Below are 17,415 nucleotides of genomic sequence, written 5' to 3' on the forward strand. Positions count from 1 at the left end.
TTTTACCATAAATAAAATCGTAAAGACGCAGGAGGTCACTGTGAATTATCCATATGTAACAGAATTTCGACAATCTTTAGTCGAATGGTTTGATGTTGAGAAACGTGATTTACCTTGGAGGCATACTACGGACCCTTATAAAATCTGGGTATCGGAAGTGATGCTACAGCAAACACGTGTCGACACAGTTATTCCTTATTACAATCGCTTCATGGAAAGTTTTCCAACATTAGAATTACTCGCGGAAGCTCCACAAGATTACTTATTGAAGCATTGGGAAGGCCTCGGCTATTATTCCCGCGCACGTAACTTACAAGCGGGTGTTCGTGAGGTATTAGAAAACTATGGTGGAATAGTACCCGATAATCGCCACGAGATCTCAACATTAAAAGGCGTAGGCCCATATACTGCTGGAGCTATTTTAAGTATTGCCTATAATAAGCCCGAACATGCAGTGGATGGCAATGTTATGCGCGTTTTAAGTCGTGTCCTTAATATTCATGATGATATAGCAGTTCCAAAAACTAAAAAGATTTTTGAAGCGGCAGTTGAAGAATTGATAGATCCTAAAAATGCATCGTCCTTCAATCAAGGCTTAATGGAGCTTGGTGCACTTATTTGTACGCCAACTTCACCAAAGTGTTTATTGTGTCCAGTTCGCGAATACTGTACCGCTTATAATGAAGGTGAGCCAGAAAAATTACCTATCAAATCTAAAAAAGTAAAAATGAAGCATATCACGTACGATGTGCTTGTATGCCAAGATGACGAAGGTCGGTTTTTATTGGAACAGCGACCAGCAGAAGGTTTACTAGCTAATCTATGGCAGTTTCCAATGCTTGAACACGGCAAAGATTCTATAGATACTTTTATTAATGAGTACGCTATGAATGTTCAACCGCAACAGGAATTGTTAACGTTTAAACATGTTTTTTCACATTTAACATGGCATATAAATAGCTATGTTATGAAATGCAATTCAGCAGTAAAGGGCGAATGGCTGACTCGCGAACAAATAGAATTATTACCAATGCCCGTTCCGATGCTGAAAATTTGGCGAAAAATTAAGAATTAACAAGAAAATAAAATTTATAAAAATTTATGAGCATAAAAGCATTCACCTCGGTACACAATAATGAGCGTGGAGGTGAATGAATAATGAAAAAGCAAAACAACAACCAAAATTTACAACCGAATAAAAACATGCAACGTCAAAGTCAAGAATTTGGTTATGAAACAGACGTTAATGAAGTGCAAAAGCAAAATGCTAAAGCAGAGCAAAACAAAACTCAAGCTTCAGGTAACTTCAATAAAACTAACCAAGATCTTGGTGAATAACACTTTGTAATTGCATAATTGCATTTACCTCTAAGGAGCTGTCTAAAATCGAAAAGATTAAAAAGGCAGCTCCTTTTTAATTTTTATATAGCAAGATGAGAAAATTGATCGGGTAGCCGAGGAAACTGCTCAGATTCAGAAGAAAAAACCCAATCTGATGATAAATATAAGCGAAAAAATTCCAATTGGGTTGTTGTTATGATACAATTCGCTTCAAATTAACGAAATTTTGTACAAATTTAAAAGAGCGCAGGGAAATTTGTGGTTTTCTAACTACACCTTTCGCGTACACATTGCTATAATATACTAGAGACTGCTAGATTTAGGTAGCATAGACGAAAAGGTGGGCTTCAAAGATGGCAATACCGGTAGAAGGAGAAACGATACAAATACATAGTTATAAGCACAATGGCCGTATCCACCGTGTTTGGCAAGAAACAACGGTTTTAAAAGGAACGAAAAATATCATTATCGGTGCGAATGAACGGACACTTGTGACAGAATCCGATGGTCGTACTTGGCTAACGAGAGAGCCTTCTATTTGTTATTTCCATGCGGAGCACTGGTTTAATATCATTTGCATGCTACGTGAGGACGGTGTGTATTATTATTGCAATCTAAGCTCACCATTTGTTTTCGATAATAATGCCATTAAATATATTGACTATGATTTAGACATTAAAGTTTTCCCTGATATGTCTTATTCACTCTTAGATGAGGATGAATATGAGCTACATCGTAAGGAAATGTCTTATCCAGATGTCATAGATAAAATTTTAAAGCGCAATGTCGATAAATTAATTAGCTGGATTCAACAAAAAAGAGGACCCTTTGCACCTGATTTCATCGATGCCTGGACAAGCCGTTATAAGTTTCAGCTCGATATGCAAGCAGATGATTGTTAGTTACACCTATTAGTTTTACTAATGGGTGTTTTTTTATGTCTTCAACAATCGGATTGTAAAATAGTTAGTGATAAAGCTAAATTAAATGTACTTAAAACAAAATATTGCTATAATACGTTTGGGCATTCAGTTTGTGGATGTCTGTTTCTTTTTATGTATTACATAAGAGCGAGGCTTTTAAAATAAGGATGTGATAATGAATTGGGTAGTATAAAGCGTTATATGAGATTTGTAAAACCATATACATGGGAAATTATTTTAACGATTTTAATTGGTATAGTGAAGTTTGCGATTCCGTTATTTATCCCATTGCTCATAAAAATTGTGTTAGATGATATTATCGCTGCAGATCATCTAACGGATGCAGAGAAGACAAAAGAACTGTTTTATTGGTTAGGTGGTACGATCATTGTATTCTTTATTATTCGACCACCGATCGAGTATTACCGTCAATATTATGCTCAGCATGTCAGCAACAAAGTGCTTTTCGATATTCGAAAACAAATATATGCACATTTACAGCGACTAAGTTTAAGATACTATGCGAATACAAGAGCTGGCGATGTTATATCAAGAGTGATTAATGATGTGGAACAAACAAAAAACTTTATCATGACAGGCTTGATGAACGTTTGGCTTGACCTTGCGACAATTGTTATTGCTATCGGTATTATGCTTGCTATGGATGTTAAGCTTACGCTAGTAGCATTAGTTGCGTTCCCATTCTATGCATTTAGTGTGAAGTACTTCTTTGGTAAACTTCGATCTTTAACACGTAAACGATCACAAGCACTTGCGGGTGTGCAAAGTTATTTGCATGAACGTGTAGCTGGAATGAGTATTATTAAAAGCTTCACGCTAGAAAAGCATGAGCAAAAATTATTCGATGAAGCAAATGGTGAATTTTTAGAAAAGGCACTAGACCATACGAAATGGAATGCTAAATCCTTTGCGGTGGTGAATACAATCACGGATGTAGCACCTCTCCTAGTCATTGCTTATGCAGGTTATCAGGTTATTAATGGTCCACTTTCAGTTGGGACAATGGTAGCCTTTATCGCCTATATCGAACGACTATATGGTCCACTCCGTCGTCTTGTAAGTTCATCGACGATGTTAACACAATCATTTGCATCGATGGATCGCATGTTTGAATTAATGGACGAACCTTATGAAATAAAAAACAAGGCAAATGCGGTAGAGCTACCTCGAGTAAAGGGTGAAGTTCGCTTTGACAATGTGAACTTTCAATATGAAGAAGATGGCTCACAAATTTTAAACAACATCAATTTCACGATTAACCCTGGAGAGACAGTTGCATTTGTAGGAATGAGCGGTGGAGGAAAATCAACGATCATTAGTTTAATTCCTCGCTTTTATGATACAACGAGTGGCGCAGTGACTATTGATGGATATGATGTACGTGACGTATCATTACATTCTTTACGCTCACAAATTGGAATAGTGTTACAGGATAATATTCTGTTCAGTGATTCGGTAAAAGAAAATATTTTAATGGGCAAGCCAGATGCTTCTGATGAAGAGGTTATTGCTGCAGCAAAAGCGGCAAATGCACATGATTTTATTATGAGCTTGCCAAATGGCTATGACACAAAAGTCGGGGAACGCGGTGTGAAGTTATCAGGTGGACAAAAGCAGCGAGTAGCAATCGCTCGTGTATTTTTAAAAAATCCCCCTATTTTAATACTGGATGAAGCAACCTCTGCGTTGGATTTAGAAAGTGAGGCACTTATTCAAGAATCATTGGATGTACTTGCACATGAACGCACGACCATTATAATTGCTCACCGACTTTCTACAATTACACATGCAGATAAAATTTTTGTTATAGATCATGGACAATTAATTGAAAATGGTACGCACGAGCAATTAATGCAAAAAGAGGGGACTTACTTTAATTTATTCCAGGTGCAACATTTAGATTGATACACCCTAAATAGAAAAAATCTGACTCGCCATCATAGTGTAGGGCTGATTTCCGTTCCGACTGGGCGCTTTGTAGCTGTCGCTTTGCTTTCGCTACAGAAAACATTTGTTGCTGACGCTTCGCTTTCGCGCAGAGCAGAGCTTCCTGGGGGCGTCCGATGAGCCGCTTCGCTGCAGGGTCTCGGGCCAACACGATGTTGGTCACGAAGGCGTTATCACAGGATGTGATGCTTTTAGCCTTCGTTCCACTATTGCTGATCCCCAAGGAGTCGCCCAGTCTCCACTCCAATCAACTTATCCACATGACATACGTTTGTAACAAAATGTCATCCCAAAATTTAATGATTGACCAAAAAAATTATTGGAAATTCAACCTTCACAATAACTTGATGTTGTTTTTCGTCCTGACTGTCGCTTTTCTAGGGTGACGAGGAAACCAATGTTTTCTGTGCGAAAGTGAAAGAGTCATGTCATCCCCAACTTTTGATGATGAATATTCTAAAAATAGCCTTCCATTTAACATAAATGGAAGGCTATTTTTTTGTTATATTTTCAAAATGTTATCGACTAATAAGACATTGTTAATATAGAACTCGAACGATGTAGAAAATCTATGTTAATTGCAGAATAATAATGATTGAAAGAGCAGTAGTTTTTGGTTAGAATTATCTGAAAATAGGGAATTGAGTGATAGCGAATGTAATTAAGTAAAAATATGGGTAGGATGGGGCGATTGATCATGAAAAAAAAGATGCTGGAAATAAAAGGTTTGAAGACAACCTTTTTTACAGATGATGGACAAATTCCTGCCGTAGATGATATCGATTTTTTTGTTCATGAGGGAGAAATATTAGGGATTGTAGGGGAATCGGGAAGTGGGAAAAGTGTCACATCACTGTCCATTATGGGGTTAATACCATCGCCCCCAGGAAAAATAACGGGTGGAGAAATACTATTAGATGGCAAAAACCTCGTAACATTATCTGATAAACAAATGCAGAAAATTCGTGGGAAAGATGTGGCGATGATTTTTCAGGAGCCTATGACATCCTTAAATCCTTTGTTTACAATTGGGGATCAGCTAAAAGAAGCGATTTTAATTCATAATCCAAAATGGTCGAAAAAAGAAGCCTATGCAAGGGCAATTGAAATTATGAAACTAGTAGGTTTACCACGAGCTGAGGAATTATTAAAAGATTATCCACATCAGCTATCGGGGGGGATGCGACAACGGGTCATGATTGCGATGGCACTTGTCTGTGATCCGAAGGTATTGATTGCTGATGAGCCGACTACTGCATTAGATGTTACGATTCAAGCTCAAATCTTGCAGCTTATGAAAGATTTAAATAAACGTTTAAATACAGCTGTATTATTAATTACACATGATTTAGGCGTTGTAGCAGAAACATGCGAGCGAGTTATTGTGATGTATGCAGGTCAAATTGTAGAGGAGGCACCTATTCAGGAGATATTCGTTAATCCAAAGCATCCTTATACACAAGGGCTTATTAAATCAGTACCGGATATGCGTTATAAAAAGGACAATCTTTACTCTATACCAGGTAGTGTACCTAAGCCTGGAAGTATTCAGGAAGGCTGTCGTTTTGCAGCGCGTTGCGAATTTGCGATGGACCGCTGTATACAAGAAACACCACCTTTATATGAAGCAACAGAGCAGCATAAATCGAGATGTTTTTTACTAGAGAAACAGGAGGTGGAGCAACATGTCGAAAGTGTTGTTGAAAGTTGATGGTTTGAAAAAGTATTTTCCCATTCGGAAGGGTGCCTTGAATACACAGGTTGGAGACGTAAAGGCAGTGGATGATGTTTCCTTTGAAGTTTTTGAAGGAGAAACATTAGGCATTGTAGGTGAGTCTGGGTGCGGTAAATCAACGACTGGTCGACTTTTAATGCGATTGCTTGAGCCAACAGAGGGCGAGATTGAATTCGCAGGTAAAATGATTTCTGAATTATCGAACAATGAAATGCGCAAAGCCCGTAGAGACATTCAAATGATTTTCCAGGATCCTTATGCTTCTCTTAATCCTAGGCATAATATTGGGAAAATATTGGAGGAGCCTCTTATTGTTCATGGAATGGGTAATTCAAAGGAACGGAAACAGAAGGTATTAGAGCTTCTCGAAATTGTTGGGTTAAATGAATATCATGTGAAACGGTATCCACATCAATTTAGTGGTGGCCAAAGACAGCGGATTGGTATTGCCCGTGCTCTGATGACGAATCCACGTTTAATTATTGCGGACGAGCCTGTCTCTGCACTTGATGTGTCCATACAGGCGCAAGTATTGAATTTATTGCAAAACTTACAAAAGGACTTAAAGCTAACCTATATTTTTATTTCCCACGATTTAGGGGTTGTACGCCATATTAGCAATCGTGTAGGCGTAATGTATTTGGGGAAATTAGTGGAGCTGACAGCAAGTGAGGATTTATATGCTGAGCCACTTCACCCATATACTCAGGCACTGCTATCCTCGGTACCTGTCCCAGATCCTACGTTTGAACGTGAACAGCTCATTATTTCTGGAGATATTCCAAGTGCTTCGAATCCGCCAAGCGGGTGCACTTTCCATACAAGATGTCCATTTAAAAAAGAAGAATGCTCTCAAGTAGTTCCAAAAATGCAAGAAGTGAAACCGGGTCATTATGTTGCTTGCCATCTATATGATGCAATCCAACATTCAATGATATAAAAAAACTTAGGGGGAAATTCAATGAAGAAAAAGAAGCTTTGGACTTTGGGTGTAATGCTTATCCTTGTTCTTTCGACAATCTTAGCCGCTTGTGGTGGCTCAGATACTAAGGATGCGGGTAGTAAAGATACTTCAAGTGGTGGCGATAAAGCTAGCGGTGGACCAAAAACATTAGTGTATGGTCGTGGAACAGATTCCACTGCTCTCGATCCAGCGACAGTAACAGAAGGTGAATCGTTTAAAGTTACGGTTAACATCTATGAGACTCTAATTAACTTTGGAGAGCAAGATGTAACATTGCAGCCAGGGCTAGCAAAATCTTGGGAACCTTCAGCAGATGGATTAACGTACACGATGCAACTTGAAGAAGGGGTTAAGTTCCATGACGGTACTGATTTTAATGCTGAAGCGGTCGTGAAAAATTTTGAGCGCTGGAAAGCTGGTGGTGCTGAAAAATTCCCGTACTATGCCTCTCAATTTACGGTAGGTGGAAAGCAAGTAATTGAGTCAATTACTGCTGATGGTGATTATAAAGTTATATTTAAACTCTCTCAACTACAAGCACCATTCTTGAAAAATTTAGCGATGTCTCCATTTGCTATTGCTTCACCAGCAGCATTTGAAAAAGATGATGAGGCACTTAAAGATCATCCAGTAGGTACTGGTCCATTTAAATTTGTAGAGTGGAAACGAAATGATTCCATCACAATAGAGAAAAACCCAGATTACCGTATTGCAGATTTGCCGAAATTAGATAAAGTTATTTTCCGTTCTATTCCAGATAACTCCGCGCGATTCAATGCATTAACTAACAAAGAAGTTGATGTAGTTGATGGCTTAAGTCCATCTGATAAAGCTTCCATCGAATCAAATGCAGATTTACAATTAATCGAACGACCATCTATGAATGTTGGCTACCTTGGATTAACTGTAACACGTCCACCGTTCGATAACGAAAAAGTTCGTCAAGCAGTAAATTATGCAATCGATAAGCAAGCATTAGTAGATGCATTTTATGAAGGCTTAGGCGAGCCAGCAAAAAATCCAATGCCTTCATTAGTTGCAGGCTACAACGATGACATTAAAGGCTATGAATATGATCCAGAAAAAGCAAAAGCATTATTAGCTGAAGCTGGCTATGATGGTAAAGAAATCGAGCTATGGGCAATGCCTGTGCCACGTCCGTACATGCCTGATGGTCAAAAAATTGCGGAAGCCATTCAGAAAAATTTAGCAGATGTTGGTATGAAATCTAAGATTGTAACGTTTGAATGGGCTACGTATTTAGATAAGGCGGAAAAGGGAGAAGCGGATGCGTTCTTACTTGGTTGGACAGGTGATAACGGAGATGCGGATAACTTCCTTTACACTTTATTAGACGGAGATAATATTCATTCTAACAACTATACATTCTATGACAACCAAGAAGTGCACAAACTATTAGTTGCAGCGCAAACTGAAATGAATGAGGACAAGCGTAATGCCCTTTACAAGCAAGCACAAGAGATTATCTCTAAAGATGCACCATGGGTTCCAATTGCTCACTCTACTCCAATTTTAGCTGCTAACACTAAAGTTACAAACTATATTGCACATCCAACAGGTTCTGACCGTTTAGAAGCGGTTGATATGAAGTAGGATTAAAGAGCTGTCTTGAACAGGTTTTAATTTAAGAGGGAATTATTTTAAAGAATCTGCTTGCTTTCTGCGGGTAAGCCGTAGGAATCTAGCGGATTCTTTTTACAAGCTAGAGGTATTTTTTTCTGTATGAAAGACCAATCATCTAAACGATCAATTATGCCTTGGCATAATTGCGTCCGGAACCGTTTGGTGAAGGCTGACCCTTTCTACAGTATGTGTAAAGACTTCAATGCTTTTCATACAAAAGTATATTATGAAAATAACAGAGGGGTGAAGAAAATGCTTCACTATATGGGAAGACGTTTATCTCAATTAATCCCAGTTTTGCTTGGAATGACTTTCATCGTTTTCATGTTAATTCGTGCAATTCCTGGTAATCCAGCACAAGTAATTTTAGGACAGCAGGCAACGAAAGAAGCGGTCGAAGCGTTAAACGCAAGTTTAGGATTAAATAAGCCGTGGTATACACAATATTTTAGTTATTTAGGTGGCATTTTTCAGGGGGATTTAGGAGTATCATTACGTACTAAATTGCCTGTATCAGAGGAAATTTTCCCGTATTTAGCGGCAACAGCTGAGCTAGCGCTATTTGCCATGATTATCGCAGTGATTGTTGGAGTAAATGCAGGCATTATTTCTGCCTGGTTTCAAAATTCTTGGTTCGATTATGTGGCAATGGTAGTTGCTTTAATCGGGGTGTCTATACCCGTTTTCTGGCTTGGTTTAATGGAACAATGGGCTTTCAGTAATCAGCTTGGCTGGTTCCCGACATCTGGGCGAGAAGATGTGCGAGATCCAATAACCACCATTACTCATTTCTATTTACTGGATACGTTAATACAAGGTCGCTTCGATCAATTTACTGAAGTATTAAAACGATTAGTATTACCGGGCATAGCTCTTGCGACAATACCGATGGCGATTATTGCAAGAATGACTAGGTCGTCTATGCTTGAAGTCATGCGCTCTGACTATGTACGCACCGCTAGAGCAAAAGGGCAAAAAATGTTTATTGTTGTTTATAAGCATGCATTGAAAAATGCAGTTATCCCGGTATTAACAGTAATCGGTTTGCAAACAGGGTTACTGCTAGGTGGTGCCATTTTAACAGAGACGATTTTCAGCTGGCCTGGAATTGGTCGTTATATTTATGATGCCATTGGCTTCCGTGACTATCCTGTTATTCAATCAGGTATTTTAGTAATTGCATTTATTTTTATCATGATTAACTTAATTGTGGATTTACTGTATACAGTGATAGATCCACGGATTAAATACAAATAGAGGGGGGAAGCGATAATGACTGGAGCGATAAATATAAAAACAGAAGTAGCACCAAGTCGTGAACGAGCGGCAGGTCCTTGGAGAGAAGGCTGGCGTAGCTTTAAAAAGAGCAAAATCTCCCTAGCAGGTGCAGGCATTGTACTATTTTTTATTATACTTGCTATATTTGGCTCGATGATTGCTCCTGAAGGAATTAATGAACAAAATCTTTCGAACCGTTTATTAGCACCGTCAAGTGAACATTGGTTCGGCACAGATGACTTCGGGCGGGATATCTTCTCTAGAGTTATACATGGAGCTAGCATTTCTTTGAAGGTAGGCTTTTTTTCGGTTATTCTTTCTGTAATTGTAGGTAGTTTCCTTGGCATTATTGCAGGTTATTATGGAAGATGGATTGATACGATAATCTCGCGTATTTTTGATATTCTGTTAGCATTCCCTAGTATTTTACTAGCTATTGCGATAGTAGCAGTACTTGGACCATCATTACAAAATGCATTGCTTGCCATTGCCATTATTAACGTGCCGAACTTCGGGCGCTTAATTCGTTCGAAAGTATTGAGTGTTAAAGAAGAGGAATATATTGTAGCAGCAAAGGCCATCGGAATGCGTGATTCACGGATTTTATTCTCGCATATTTTGCCAAACTCAATGACGCCAATCATCGTACAAGGAACGCTAGCGATAGCGACAGCGATAATTGAAGCGGCGGCATTAGGCTTCCTTGGATTAGGAGCTCAAGCACCGGCGCCAGAATGGGGTAAAATGCTAGCGGATTCCCGTATCTATTTATTAAAAGCTCCGTGGACGATGATTTTCCCGGGCTTGGCTATTATGTTAACGGTTCTCGGTTTTAATCTAATGGGGGACGGCCTACGTGATGCGCTTGACCCGAAAATGAAAAGCTAATACAGAAGAGCGAAGGGATGGATATAATGCCAACCCTTCGCTCTTTTGCTAATCTATTATGCCTCGACATAATTACGTCCAGAATCGGCTTTGTGCTTAGGCCTGCACGAGGGCTGCTGAAAGAAGTTAAATAAACTCTTCTTCAAACTCCACATTGATTTCTTGGCCATGATGAGTCTGATACGACACGATGAGCGTATCTAAATGCTCCAGGTTTTCTTCGTAATCTAAAATACGAGATAAAATATAAAGCAAGTGATAACTCGAGAATTCTGTATCGCCTTCATCATGCGCATAAGTTATTTGTTTTATAAATATCTCCATTAACTCGTTACGCTGAACATAATCAATATGTTTACTCCACTCGGAATGCTCGGGCTTTAATTTCCCTGTATATTTCAGTAGTAGCTGTTCGTGGTAAGTTAGCAGGAAATCAAGTCGCTCTTGTATCATTAAATGAAATTGCGTCGGTAGCTGGGCTAATTCGTTTTCATGATTATGAAGACGATGAAGCAGCTCTAAACTTTTCTTTGACGTTGTAATCATTTGACGATAAACAACTAATTTACGTGCTTTAACAAACTTTTTATTTTTTAAGTAATTACGCTCTTCCTTATAAAAATCATACAGTGTGTCAACTCGTTGCATACGAGACTTAAATTTGCTTAATGCTTCTTTTGTAGAAGTATGCTCAGATGCCTGGCGAACAGCAAGTCGCGTCCATCGGATAATATCATCCTGTAAAAAGTAAATCTTACGGAAAAGCTTTACTTCATATTTGGGTGGTAGGAAGAACAGATTGACAACAAATGCTGCTAACACCCCAACTAATATGGTAACAAAGCGAATAAGACCAAATGTAAGAAAGTCATCTCCTTGAAATTCCATAATAGCTACAACTGTAACAAGTGCTAGAGACAACGATTTTTCAAGTTTAAATTTCAACATAATACCGATCGCAACAATGACTGCAATGCCAATTGCTACTACGTGGTGACTAAAAAGCAAGCCAAAAATGACTGCGATGGTAGCTCCTATAATATTAGCTTGTACTTGCTCAACAATTGTTTGATAGGAGCGATAAATAGATGGCTGAATCGCAAAGATTGCTGCAATTCCTGCGAAAACAGGTGAAGGTAGCTCTAGCAACTCAGCAATAAATAGTGCAAACACGATGGCAACACCAGTTTTAAATACACGGGCACCTAATTTCATAGAAAATGGATGTCCTTTCTGTCTAAAATTTTAAGCTTCTTTACATTATAGAAGGAAGTGCTCATAAAATACATAGATTTGTATGTCATTTACAGAAAAAGACGACTCACAGGGGAGTCGTCTTTAAAAGTTAACTTTTGAAACTGTTCTAAATGGCTCTTCTCACTAAGCGTTTAGCCGTTACATTTACAAATTATAATTGTGAAAATGCACTATCTACCGCTTTAATTGTTTCAAGAATATCTGCTTCTGTATGCTCTGTTGTTAAGAACCATGCTTCATATTTTGATGGCGCTAAATTAATGCCTTGTGCAAGCATTAATTTAAAGAAGCGACCAAAGATTTCACCGTCTGAGTTTTCAGCCTGCTCATAGTTTTCTACTGTCACATCTGTAAAGTAAATTGTAAGAGCCCCTTTAAGACGATTAACAGTAATTGTTACATCATGTTTTTTGGCTGCAGCCAAGATACCTTCTTCTAAAATGGCTCCAAGACGGTCCATTTCATCATAAATACCTGGAGTTTGTAATACTTCTAGGCAGGCAATACCCGCTTGCATGGATGCAGGGTTTCCTGCCATTGTGCCTGCTTGATAGGCAGGTCCAAGTGGAGCAACAGTATCCATAATCTCTTTGCGACCGCCATATGCACCGATTGGTAAACCACCGCCGATTACTTTACCAAGTGCAGTTAGGTCAGGTGTTAAGCCTAATAAGTTTTGAGCACCGCCGTAGTGGAAGCGGAAAGCAGTGATAACTTCATCGTGAATCGTTAATGCACCCTTTTCCTTTGCTATGGCATGAACTAATTCAAGGAAGCCAGGGTTAGGCTCTACAATACCGAAGTTTCCAACGATAGGCTCGATTAAAATAGCTGCGATTTGATCGCCCCATTTATCCATTGCTTCTGTAAATGCTTCAGGGTTATTAAATGGTACAGTAATTACTTCCTCTGCAGTAGCAGTTGTAACTCCTGCTGAGTCTGGCGTACCTAATGTTGCAGGACCCGAACCAGCAGCTACTAATACTAAGTCGAAGTGACCGTGGTAGCAACCAGCGAATTTCATAATTTTTGTACGGCCAGTATAAGCACGTGCAACACGAATTGTTGTCATGACAGCTTCTGTACCAGAGTTATTAAAGCGTACTTTATCCATAGATGGGATGGCTTCTTTTAGCATTTTAGCAAAAGTAACCTCGTATTCAGTTGGAGTCCCAAACAAAGTGCCGTTTTCAGCTGCGTTTGTAATAGCCTTTGCGATGTGTGGATGACCGTGACCAGTAACGATTGGACCGTAAGCTGCTAGATAGTCGATATAACGGTTGCCATCAACATCCCAAAAATAAGCACCTTTCCCACGAGCCATTGCAACAGGTGAACCTCCGCCAACTGCTTTATAAGAACGAGAAGGGCTATTTACACCACCAACGATATGCTGTAGCGCTTCTGTGTGTACTGCTTCAGATTTTGTGTGATTCATATATATTGCCTCCTAAATCTTTATACTTCATCTATTGTAGACCTATCAGTACAAGAAATCCAAAGAAATTAAGGGATATGATTTGTTTTGTTATTTGGAGTAAAATAGAGCGTACAGAGGAGGAGATTGATATGGCTTTAATAGAAGGTAAAAAAGCACCTGATTTTTCCCTTATAAATGAAAAAGGAGAAACAGTAAAGTTAGAGGATTTCAAAGGACAAAATGTTATTTTATATTTTTATCCTAAAGATATGACACCAGGCTGTACGACAGAAGCTTGTGACTTCCGTGATAAGCACGAGGATTTTAGTAAATTAAATGCAGTTGTACTTGGCATTAGCCCTGACGATGCAAAAAAACATACCAAATTTATAGATAAGCACGGGTTACCGTTCTCGCTATTAGTGGATGAGGATCATGCCGTAGCAGAAGCGTATGGCGTGTGGGTGCTGAAGAAGATGTATGGACGTGAATATATGGGGATAGAACGTTCGACATTTTTAATTGATACAGAAGGAAACCTGATAAAGGCTTGGTGTAAAGTACGCGTGAAAAATCATATTGAAGAAGTATATACATATTTAGCAGAATGGGAGGCGAAGCAATGAGAATTTATTTTACGTTTGAACCAAGACCGGATTTACGTGAGCCACTAGTAGCAGAATTTCCACAAGTTGATTTTATTTTTGAAAATGGCATATCAAACGATGAGCTGCAACAGGCGGATGTACTTGTCACATATGGTGAAGATTTAAATGATGAAAATATTCAGTATGCGACAAAGGTTAAATGGATTTTTGTAGCTTCAGCGGGGATCGAAAAAATGCCAGCTCAAGCCATTATTGAACGAGGGATATTAGTTTCGAATGTGCGTGGTATTCATAAAACACCAATGGCAGAATCATTGCTTGCTCATATTTTAGCGATTAAGCGTGCACTGCCTTGGATGTATGAACAGCAGAAGAAAAGTGAATGGTCCAAAAAAGCGAAACAAACCGAGCTACGGGATAGTACAGCACTTATTTTAGGACCTGGGGCTATTGGCTCGGAAGTAGGTCGATTATTGCAAGCATTTGGTGTTAAGACAATTGGCTGTAACCGTTCAGGGAACGAAGCGGCGTATATGAATGAAATGGTGAGCTTTGACCAATTAATCGAAGCTTTACCTAAGGCTGATATTGTCATTTCTGTATTACCTAAAACAGAAATGACGACACATTTATTGAAAGAAGAACATTTTAAAGCGATGAAAAATGATGCCATTTTCATGAATTTTGGTCGAGGAAACTTAGTAGAGGAAAATGTTTTAGTACATGCCATTCAAGCAGGTGAAATTGGTTATGTTGTTTTAGATGTATTTGAACAAGAGCCTTTAGCTGAGGATCACCCTTTATGGACTTTCCCGAATGTCATCGTGTCTCCGCATATTTCAAGTCACTCTTCTCGCTATGTTGAACGCAGCTTAGAAATCTTTAAGCCAAGTTTAGAGAAGTGGTTACGTGGTGAAACGGATTTAGAAAATAGGATGGATTTATCAAGAGGCTATTGAATTAATCCTAATGAAATTGAAATGTGTATGAATGTTGACAGAAGTAAGAGAAATTCGATACACTAATTATAACAATTATAAATTAATAATCTTTATGGAAGAGGTGCATGACGATGTCTGAAACGCATTTACAAGATGCACTTGACACGTTAAAAACAACTGGTGTTCGTATTACTCCTCAGCGTCATGCTATTTTGGAATATTTAATTCAAACAATGGCACATCCAACTGCCGATGAAATTTATAAAGCACTTGAAGGGAAATTCCCAAATATGAGTGTAGCTACCGTCTATAATAACCTTCGCGTATTTCGTGAAGTTGGTCTAGTAAAAGAACTAACTTTTGGTGATGCCTCAAGTCGCTTTGATTTCGTTACAAATGATCATTATCATATGATTTGTGAATGCTGTGGCAAAATAGTCGACTTCCATTATCCTGGTCTTGACGAAATTGAACATTTTGCATCACAAGTAACAGGCTTTGATGTGCATGCGCATCGCTTAGAAATTTACGGCACTTGTCCATCGTGTAAAGATGTATCTGCAAAAGTACAATAAAAAAATCCTAGCTCTTACATGAGGGCTAGGATTTTTTTGTCTTATTATAAGATTGGTCGAACTCTTTCCCTTCTAGAGTTGGATCCAGTGTTAACGGTTCATTGCAGTACATACACATATCTACACGACCTAATACTTTTGTGTGCTTATGACAATTAGGGCATTCCACTTGAACAGCTTTTGTTGAGAGCAGTCCAATCCATGCATATACGACTGTACTACCAATAATACAAAGTACACCTAAAGTCATGAAAATTAATACTAGAATAGGATAGTTTTTAAAGAAGATTCCCCCATACATAACTACAAAGCCGATAAAAATAAGTGCTAATGCGAATGAACGAATTTTATTAATTTTACTTTTGTAAGGTTTCATTTATCATCTTGCCTCCCAATCTAAAATCTACTATAACATATAAGAACAAAGTATTTTAGCTTTGATAATGTGGAAAGAAGGAATACTTTTAGAGTATGTCGAAATTTTAACGAAATCAATTTCGCATTGGTGTAATTGAGTACGGTGAAAATCCGTGACACCCACTGAATGAAGTTAAAAGGTAACAAGCAAATAGAGGGGGACTGAACATGGAACAAGTTTTGCGTCCGATATATCAGGAACGTGCAAGTCAGTCGAATACGTTAGGCGTTATTTTAGTGGAAAAACGCGAGGAAAAAAGTAATGTTACAGATACATTTGATACAGTCTTACTTATTATTGTAAAGGAAGCAGAAAAGCCAGTCTTTTCGAAGCATTACTTATATGAAGGAAATAAAGTAGCTTTACATACTGTTACTGAGAAAATAATACGAAAATGGCTACTTATTGGCTCAAATAAAAAAGTGGTCGATTGGATTTTCTTTGGTAGAGTATTATTTGATCGTAATGAATTTCTTCATAAATTAAAAATTGAATTACAGGAGTTTCCGTTTAGTGGTCGTAAAATCAAAACAGGTATTCAATTTTCAAAGTTAATTCGACGTTACTTAGAAGGGAAAGAATACTTTGATAAGGGGAGCTATCTCGATGCTTATAATCATGTAGTGGATTCGTTACATCACTTGGGGCGTTTATCCATTATTGATAGTGGACTTTACCCTGAAGTAACTGTTTGGGCACAGGTGAAAAAAATAGAACCAGCGATTTATAAATTATACGAGGAGCTCGTTACAAGTAATGAACCGATAGAAAAACGGTTAGAGCTATTATTTTTAGCAAGCGAGTTTTTAATACATTCACGTACTCGAGACGGCGCTCAACATATTTTAGAAGTAATGCAAACAAAAGAGACTTGGACAATTCAAGAGTTGCACGATCATGATGAGCTCATGAACTATTCAGTAGATTTAGAAGTGTTCGTAGAATATTTAGTGGACAAAGGTTATATTCAAATTGAACCTATCGTTGCGAAAAGTGAAATGATATTCCACCGTCATTATAAGGTAAATAAAGAAGCTCTAGAAATGGAGCAAGGACTGTAGTATGCTAGTTATCGAGGTATGAAAAATACCTCGATAATTTTTTTGTAAAAAGTTGTTGACTTTTAATTTGTTGATATTGTATTATATTAATTGTCGCTAAGACATAACGAACTAACTCGACGAACGAAAATAACTTTCTAAAAAAGTTGTTGACACGAAATGAGTTAAATGTTAATATGAAGAAGTCGCTGAAAAACAACGACATCAACATCAACATGAACCTTGAAAACTGAACAAGCAAAACGTAATCAATAAAGTTTTTAGTAGCTAACCTCGAGTTAGTGAACGAAACAAAATTTTGGACATCAAACATGATGCCAGCAAAACAATTTGAGCTAATCAAATTTCTTTTATGGAGAGTTTGATCCTGGCTCAGGACGAACGCTGGCGGCGT

At 38.2% G+C, this 17,415-nt stretch carries 17 protein-coding genes; 14 read left to right on the forward strand and 3 right to left on the reverse strand.

What is annotated here, in order from left to right; genetic code table 11:
• Window positions 1-40: 40 nt before the first annotated feature.
• From mutY to nikC, 10 genes are all read left to right on the forward strand, one after another.
• Window positions 41-1,075, forward strand: a complete 1,035-nt coding sequence (mutY, locus tag ACYQ73_RS23075; RefSeq protein WP_460014578.1) for an A/G-specific adenine glycosylase — start codon at window positions 41-43, stop codon at window positions 1,073-1,075.
• Between the two features lie 83 nt (window positions 1,076-1,158).
• The gene (locus ACYQ73_RS23080; protein ID WP_402871440.1) at window positions 1,159-1,338 is read left to right on the forward strand and encodes a gamma-type small acid-soluble spore protein; all 180 of its coding nucleotides are present in this window, start codon (window positions 1,159-1,161) and stop codon (window positions 1,336-1,338) included.
• A gap of 356 nt (window positions 1,339-1,694) precedes the next feature.
• Window positions 1,695-2,243 (forward strand): nucleoside tri-diphosphate phosphatase, encoded by a 549-nt coding sequence (gene ntdP, locus ACYQ73_RS23085; RefSeq protein WP_460014579.1) that lies wholly within the window; start codon window positions 1,695-1,697, stop codon window positions 2,241-2,243.
• A gap of 222 nt (window positions 2,244-2,465) precedes the next feature.
• Entirely contained in the window at window positions 2,466-4,190 is a 1,725-nt protein-coding gene (locus tag ACYQ73_RS23090) for an ABC transporter ATP-binding protein (protein WP_460014580.1), read from the forward strand.
• A gap of 106 nt (window positions 4,191-4,296) precedes the next feature.
• Window positions 4,297-4,509: a hypothetical protein gene (locus ACYQ73_RS23095; RefSeq protein WP_460014581.1), complete on the forward strand. Its 213-nt coding sequence runs from the start codon at window positions 4,297-4,299 to the stop codon at window positions 4,507-4,509.
• Between the two features lie 420 nt (window positions 4,510-4,929).
• Window positions 4,930-5,943 (forward strand): ABC transporter ATP-binding protein, encoded by a 1,014-nt coding sequence (locus tag ACYQ73_RS23100; protein WP_460014582.1) that lies wholly within the window; start codon window positions 4,930-4,932, stop codon window positions 5,941-5,943.
• Window positions 5,918-6,907, forward strand: a complete 990-nt coding sequence (locus ACYQ73_RS23105; protein WP_370079347.1) for an ABC transporter ATP-binding protein — start codon at window positions 5,918-5,920, stop codon at window positions 6,905-6,907. Before ACYQ73_RS23100 ends, ACYQ73_RS23105 begins: the two co-directional genes overlap by 26 nt.
• Before the next feature lie 21 nt (window positions 6,908-6,928).
• A complete protein-coding gene (locus tag ACYQ73_RS23110) occupies window positions 6,929-8,545 on the forward strand; it encodes an ABC transporter substrate-binding protein (RefSeq protein ID WP_460014583.1) in 1,617 nt (538 codons plus the stop codon).
• A gap of 282 nt (window positions 8,546-8,827) precedes the next feature.
• Window positions 8,828-9,832: an ABC transporter permease gene (locus ACYQ73_RS23115; RefSeq protein WP_460014584.1), complete on the forward strand. Its 1,005-nt coding sequence runs from the start codon at window positions 8,828-8,830 to the stop codon at window positions 9,830-9,832.
• A 15-nt stretch (window positions 9,833-9,847) separates the two neighbouring features.
• Entirely contained in the window at window positions 9,848-10,741 is an 894-nt protein-coding gene (gene nikC / locus ACYQ73_RS23120) for a nickel transporter permease (protein WP_460014585.1), read from the forward strand.
• 126 nt (window positions 10,742-10,867) lie between these two features.
• On the opposite strand, the gene ACYQ73_RS23125 is transcribed toward nikC, so the two are convergent.
• Together ACYQ73_RS23125 and ACYQ73_RS23130 are read right to left on the reverse strand one after the other, a co-directional pair.
• Entirely contained in the window at window positions 10,868-11,956 is a 1,089-nt protein-coding gene (locus ACYQ73_RS23125) for an FUSC family protein (RefSeq protein ID WP_460014586.1), read from the reverse strand.
• A gap of 193 nt (window positions 11,957-12,149) precedes the next feature.
• Window positions 12,150-13,436 carry a glutamate-1-semialdehyde 2,1-aminomutase gene (locus ACYQ73_RS23130; protein ID WP_460014587.1) on the reverse strand — a complete coding sequence of 429 codons (1,287 nt, stop codon included), beginning with the start codon at window positions 13,434-13,436 and terminating at the stop codon, window positions 12,150-12,152.
• A gap of 131 nt (window positions 13,437-13,567) precedes the next feature.
• Here ACYQ73_RS23130 and bcp point away from each other — a divergent pair, with 131 nt between their 5' ends.
• From bcp to perR, 3 genes are all read left to right on the forward strand, one after another.
• Window positions 13,568-14,044, forward strand: a complete 477-nt coding sequence (gene bcp, locus ACYQ73_RS23135) for a thioredoxin-dependent thiol peroxidase (RefSeq protein WP_460014588.1) — start codon at window positions 13,568-13,570, stop codon at window positions 14,042-14,044.
• The gene (locus ACYQ73_RS23140; protein ID WP_460014589.1) at window positions 14,041-14,985 is read left to right on the forward strand and encodes a D-2-hydroxyacid dehydrogenase; all 945 of its coding nucleotides are present in this window, start codon (window positions 14,041-14,043) and stop codon (window positions 14,983-14,985) included. The genes bcp and ACYQ73_RS23140 overlap by 4 nt, the downstream gene beginning before the upstream one ends.
• Window positions 14,986-15,098: 113 nt before the next feature.
• On the forward strand, window positions 15,099-15,542 hold the full coding sequence (gene perR, locus ACYQ73_RS23145) for a peroxide-responsive transcriptional repressor PerR (RefSeq protein ID WP_049668868.1): 444 nt from the start codon (window positions 15,099-15,101) through the stop codon (window positions 15,540-15,542).
• Between the two features lie 25 nt (window positions 15,543-15,567).
• On the opposite strand, the gene ACYQ73_RS23150 is transcribed toward perR, so the two are convergent.
• Complete coding sequence (locus ACYQ73_RS23150) at window positions 15,568-15,918, reverse strand: YgzB family protein (RefSeq protein ID WP_132363284.1); 351 nt, start codon at window positions 15,916-15,918, stop codon at window positions 15,568-15,570.
• Between the two features lie 209 nt (window positions 15,919-16,127).
• On the opposite strand from ACYQ73_RS23150, the gene ACYQ73_RS23155 reads away from it, so the two are divergent.
• Window positions 16,128-17,021, forward strand: a complete 894-nt coding sequence (locus tag ACYQ73_RS23155; protein WP_460014590.1) for a nucleotidyltransferase-like protein — start codon at window positions 16,128-16,130, stop codon at window positions 17,019-17,021.
• Window positions 17,022-17,415 lie beyond the last annotated feature (394 nt).

The organism is Lysinibacillus sp. CTST325 (assembly GCF_054665055.1).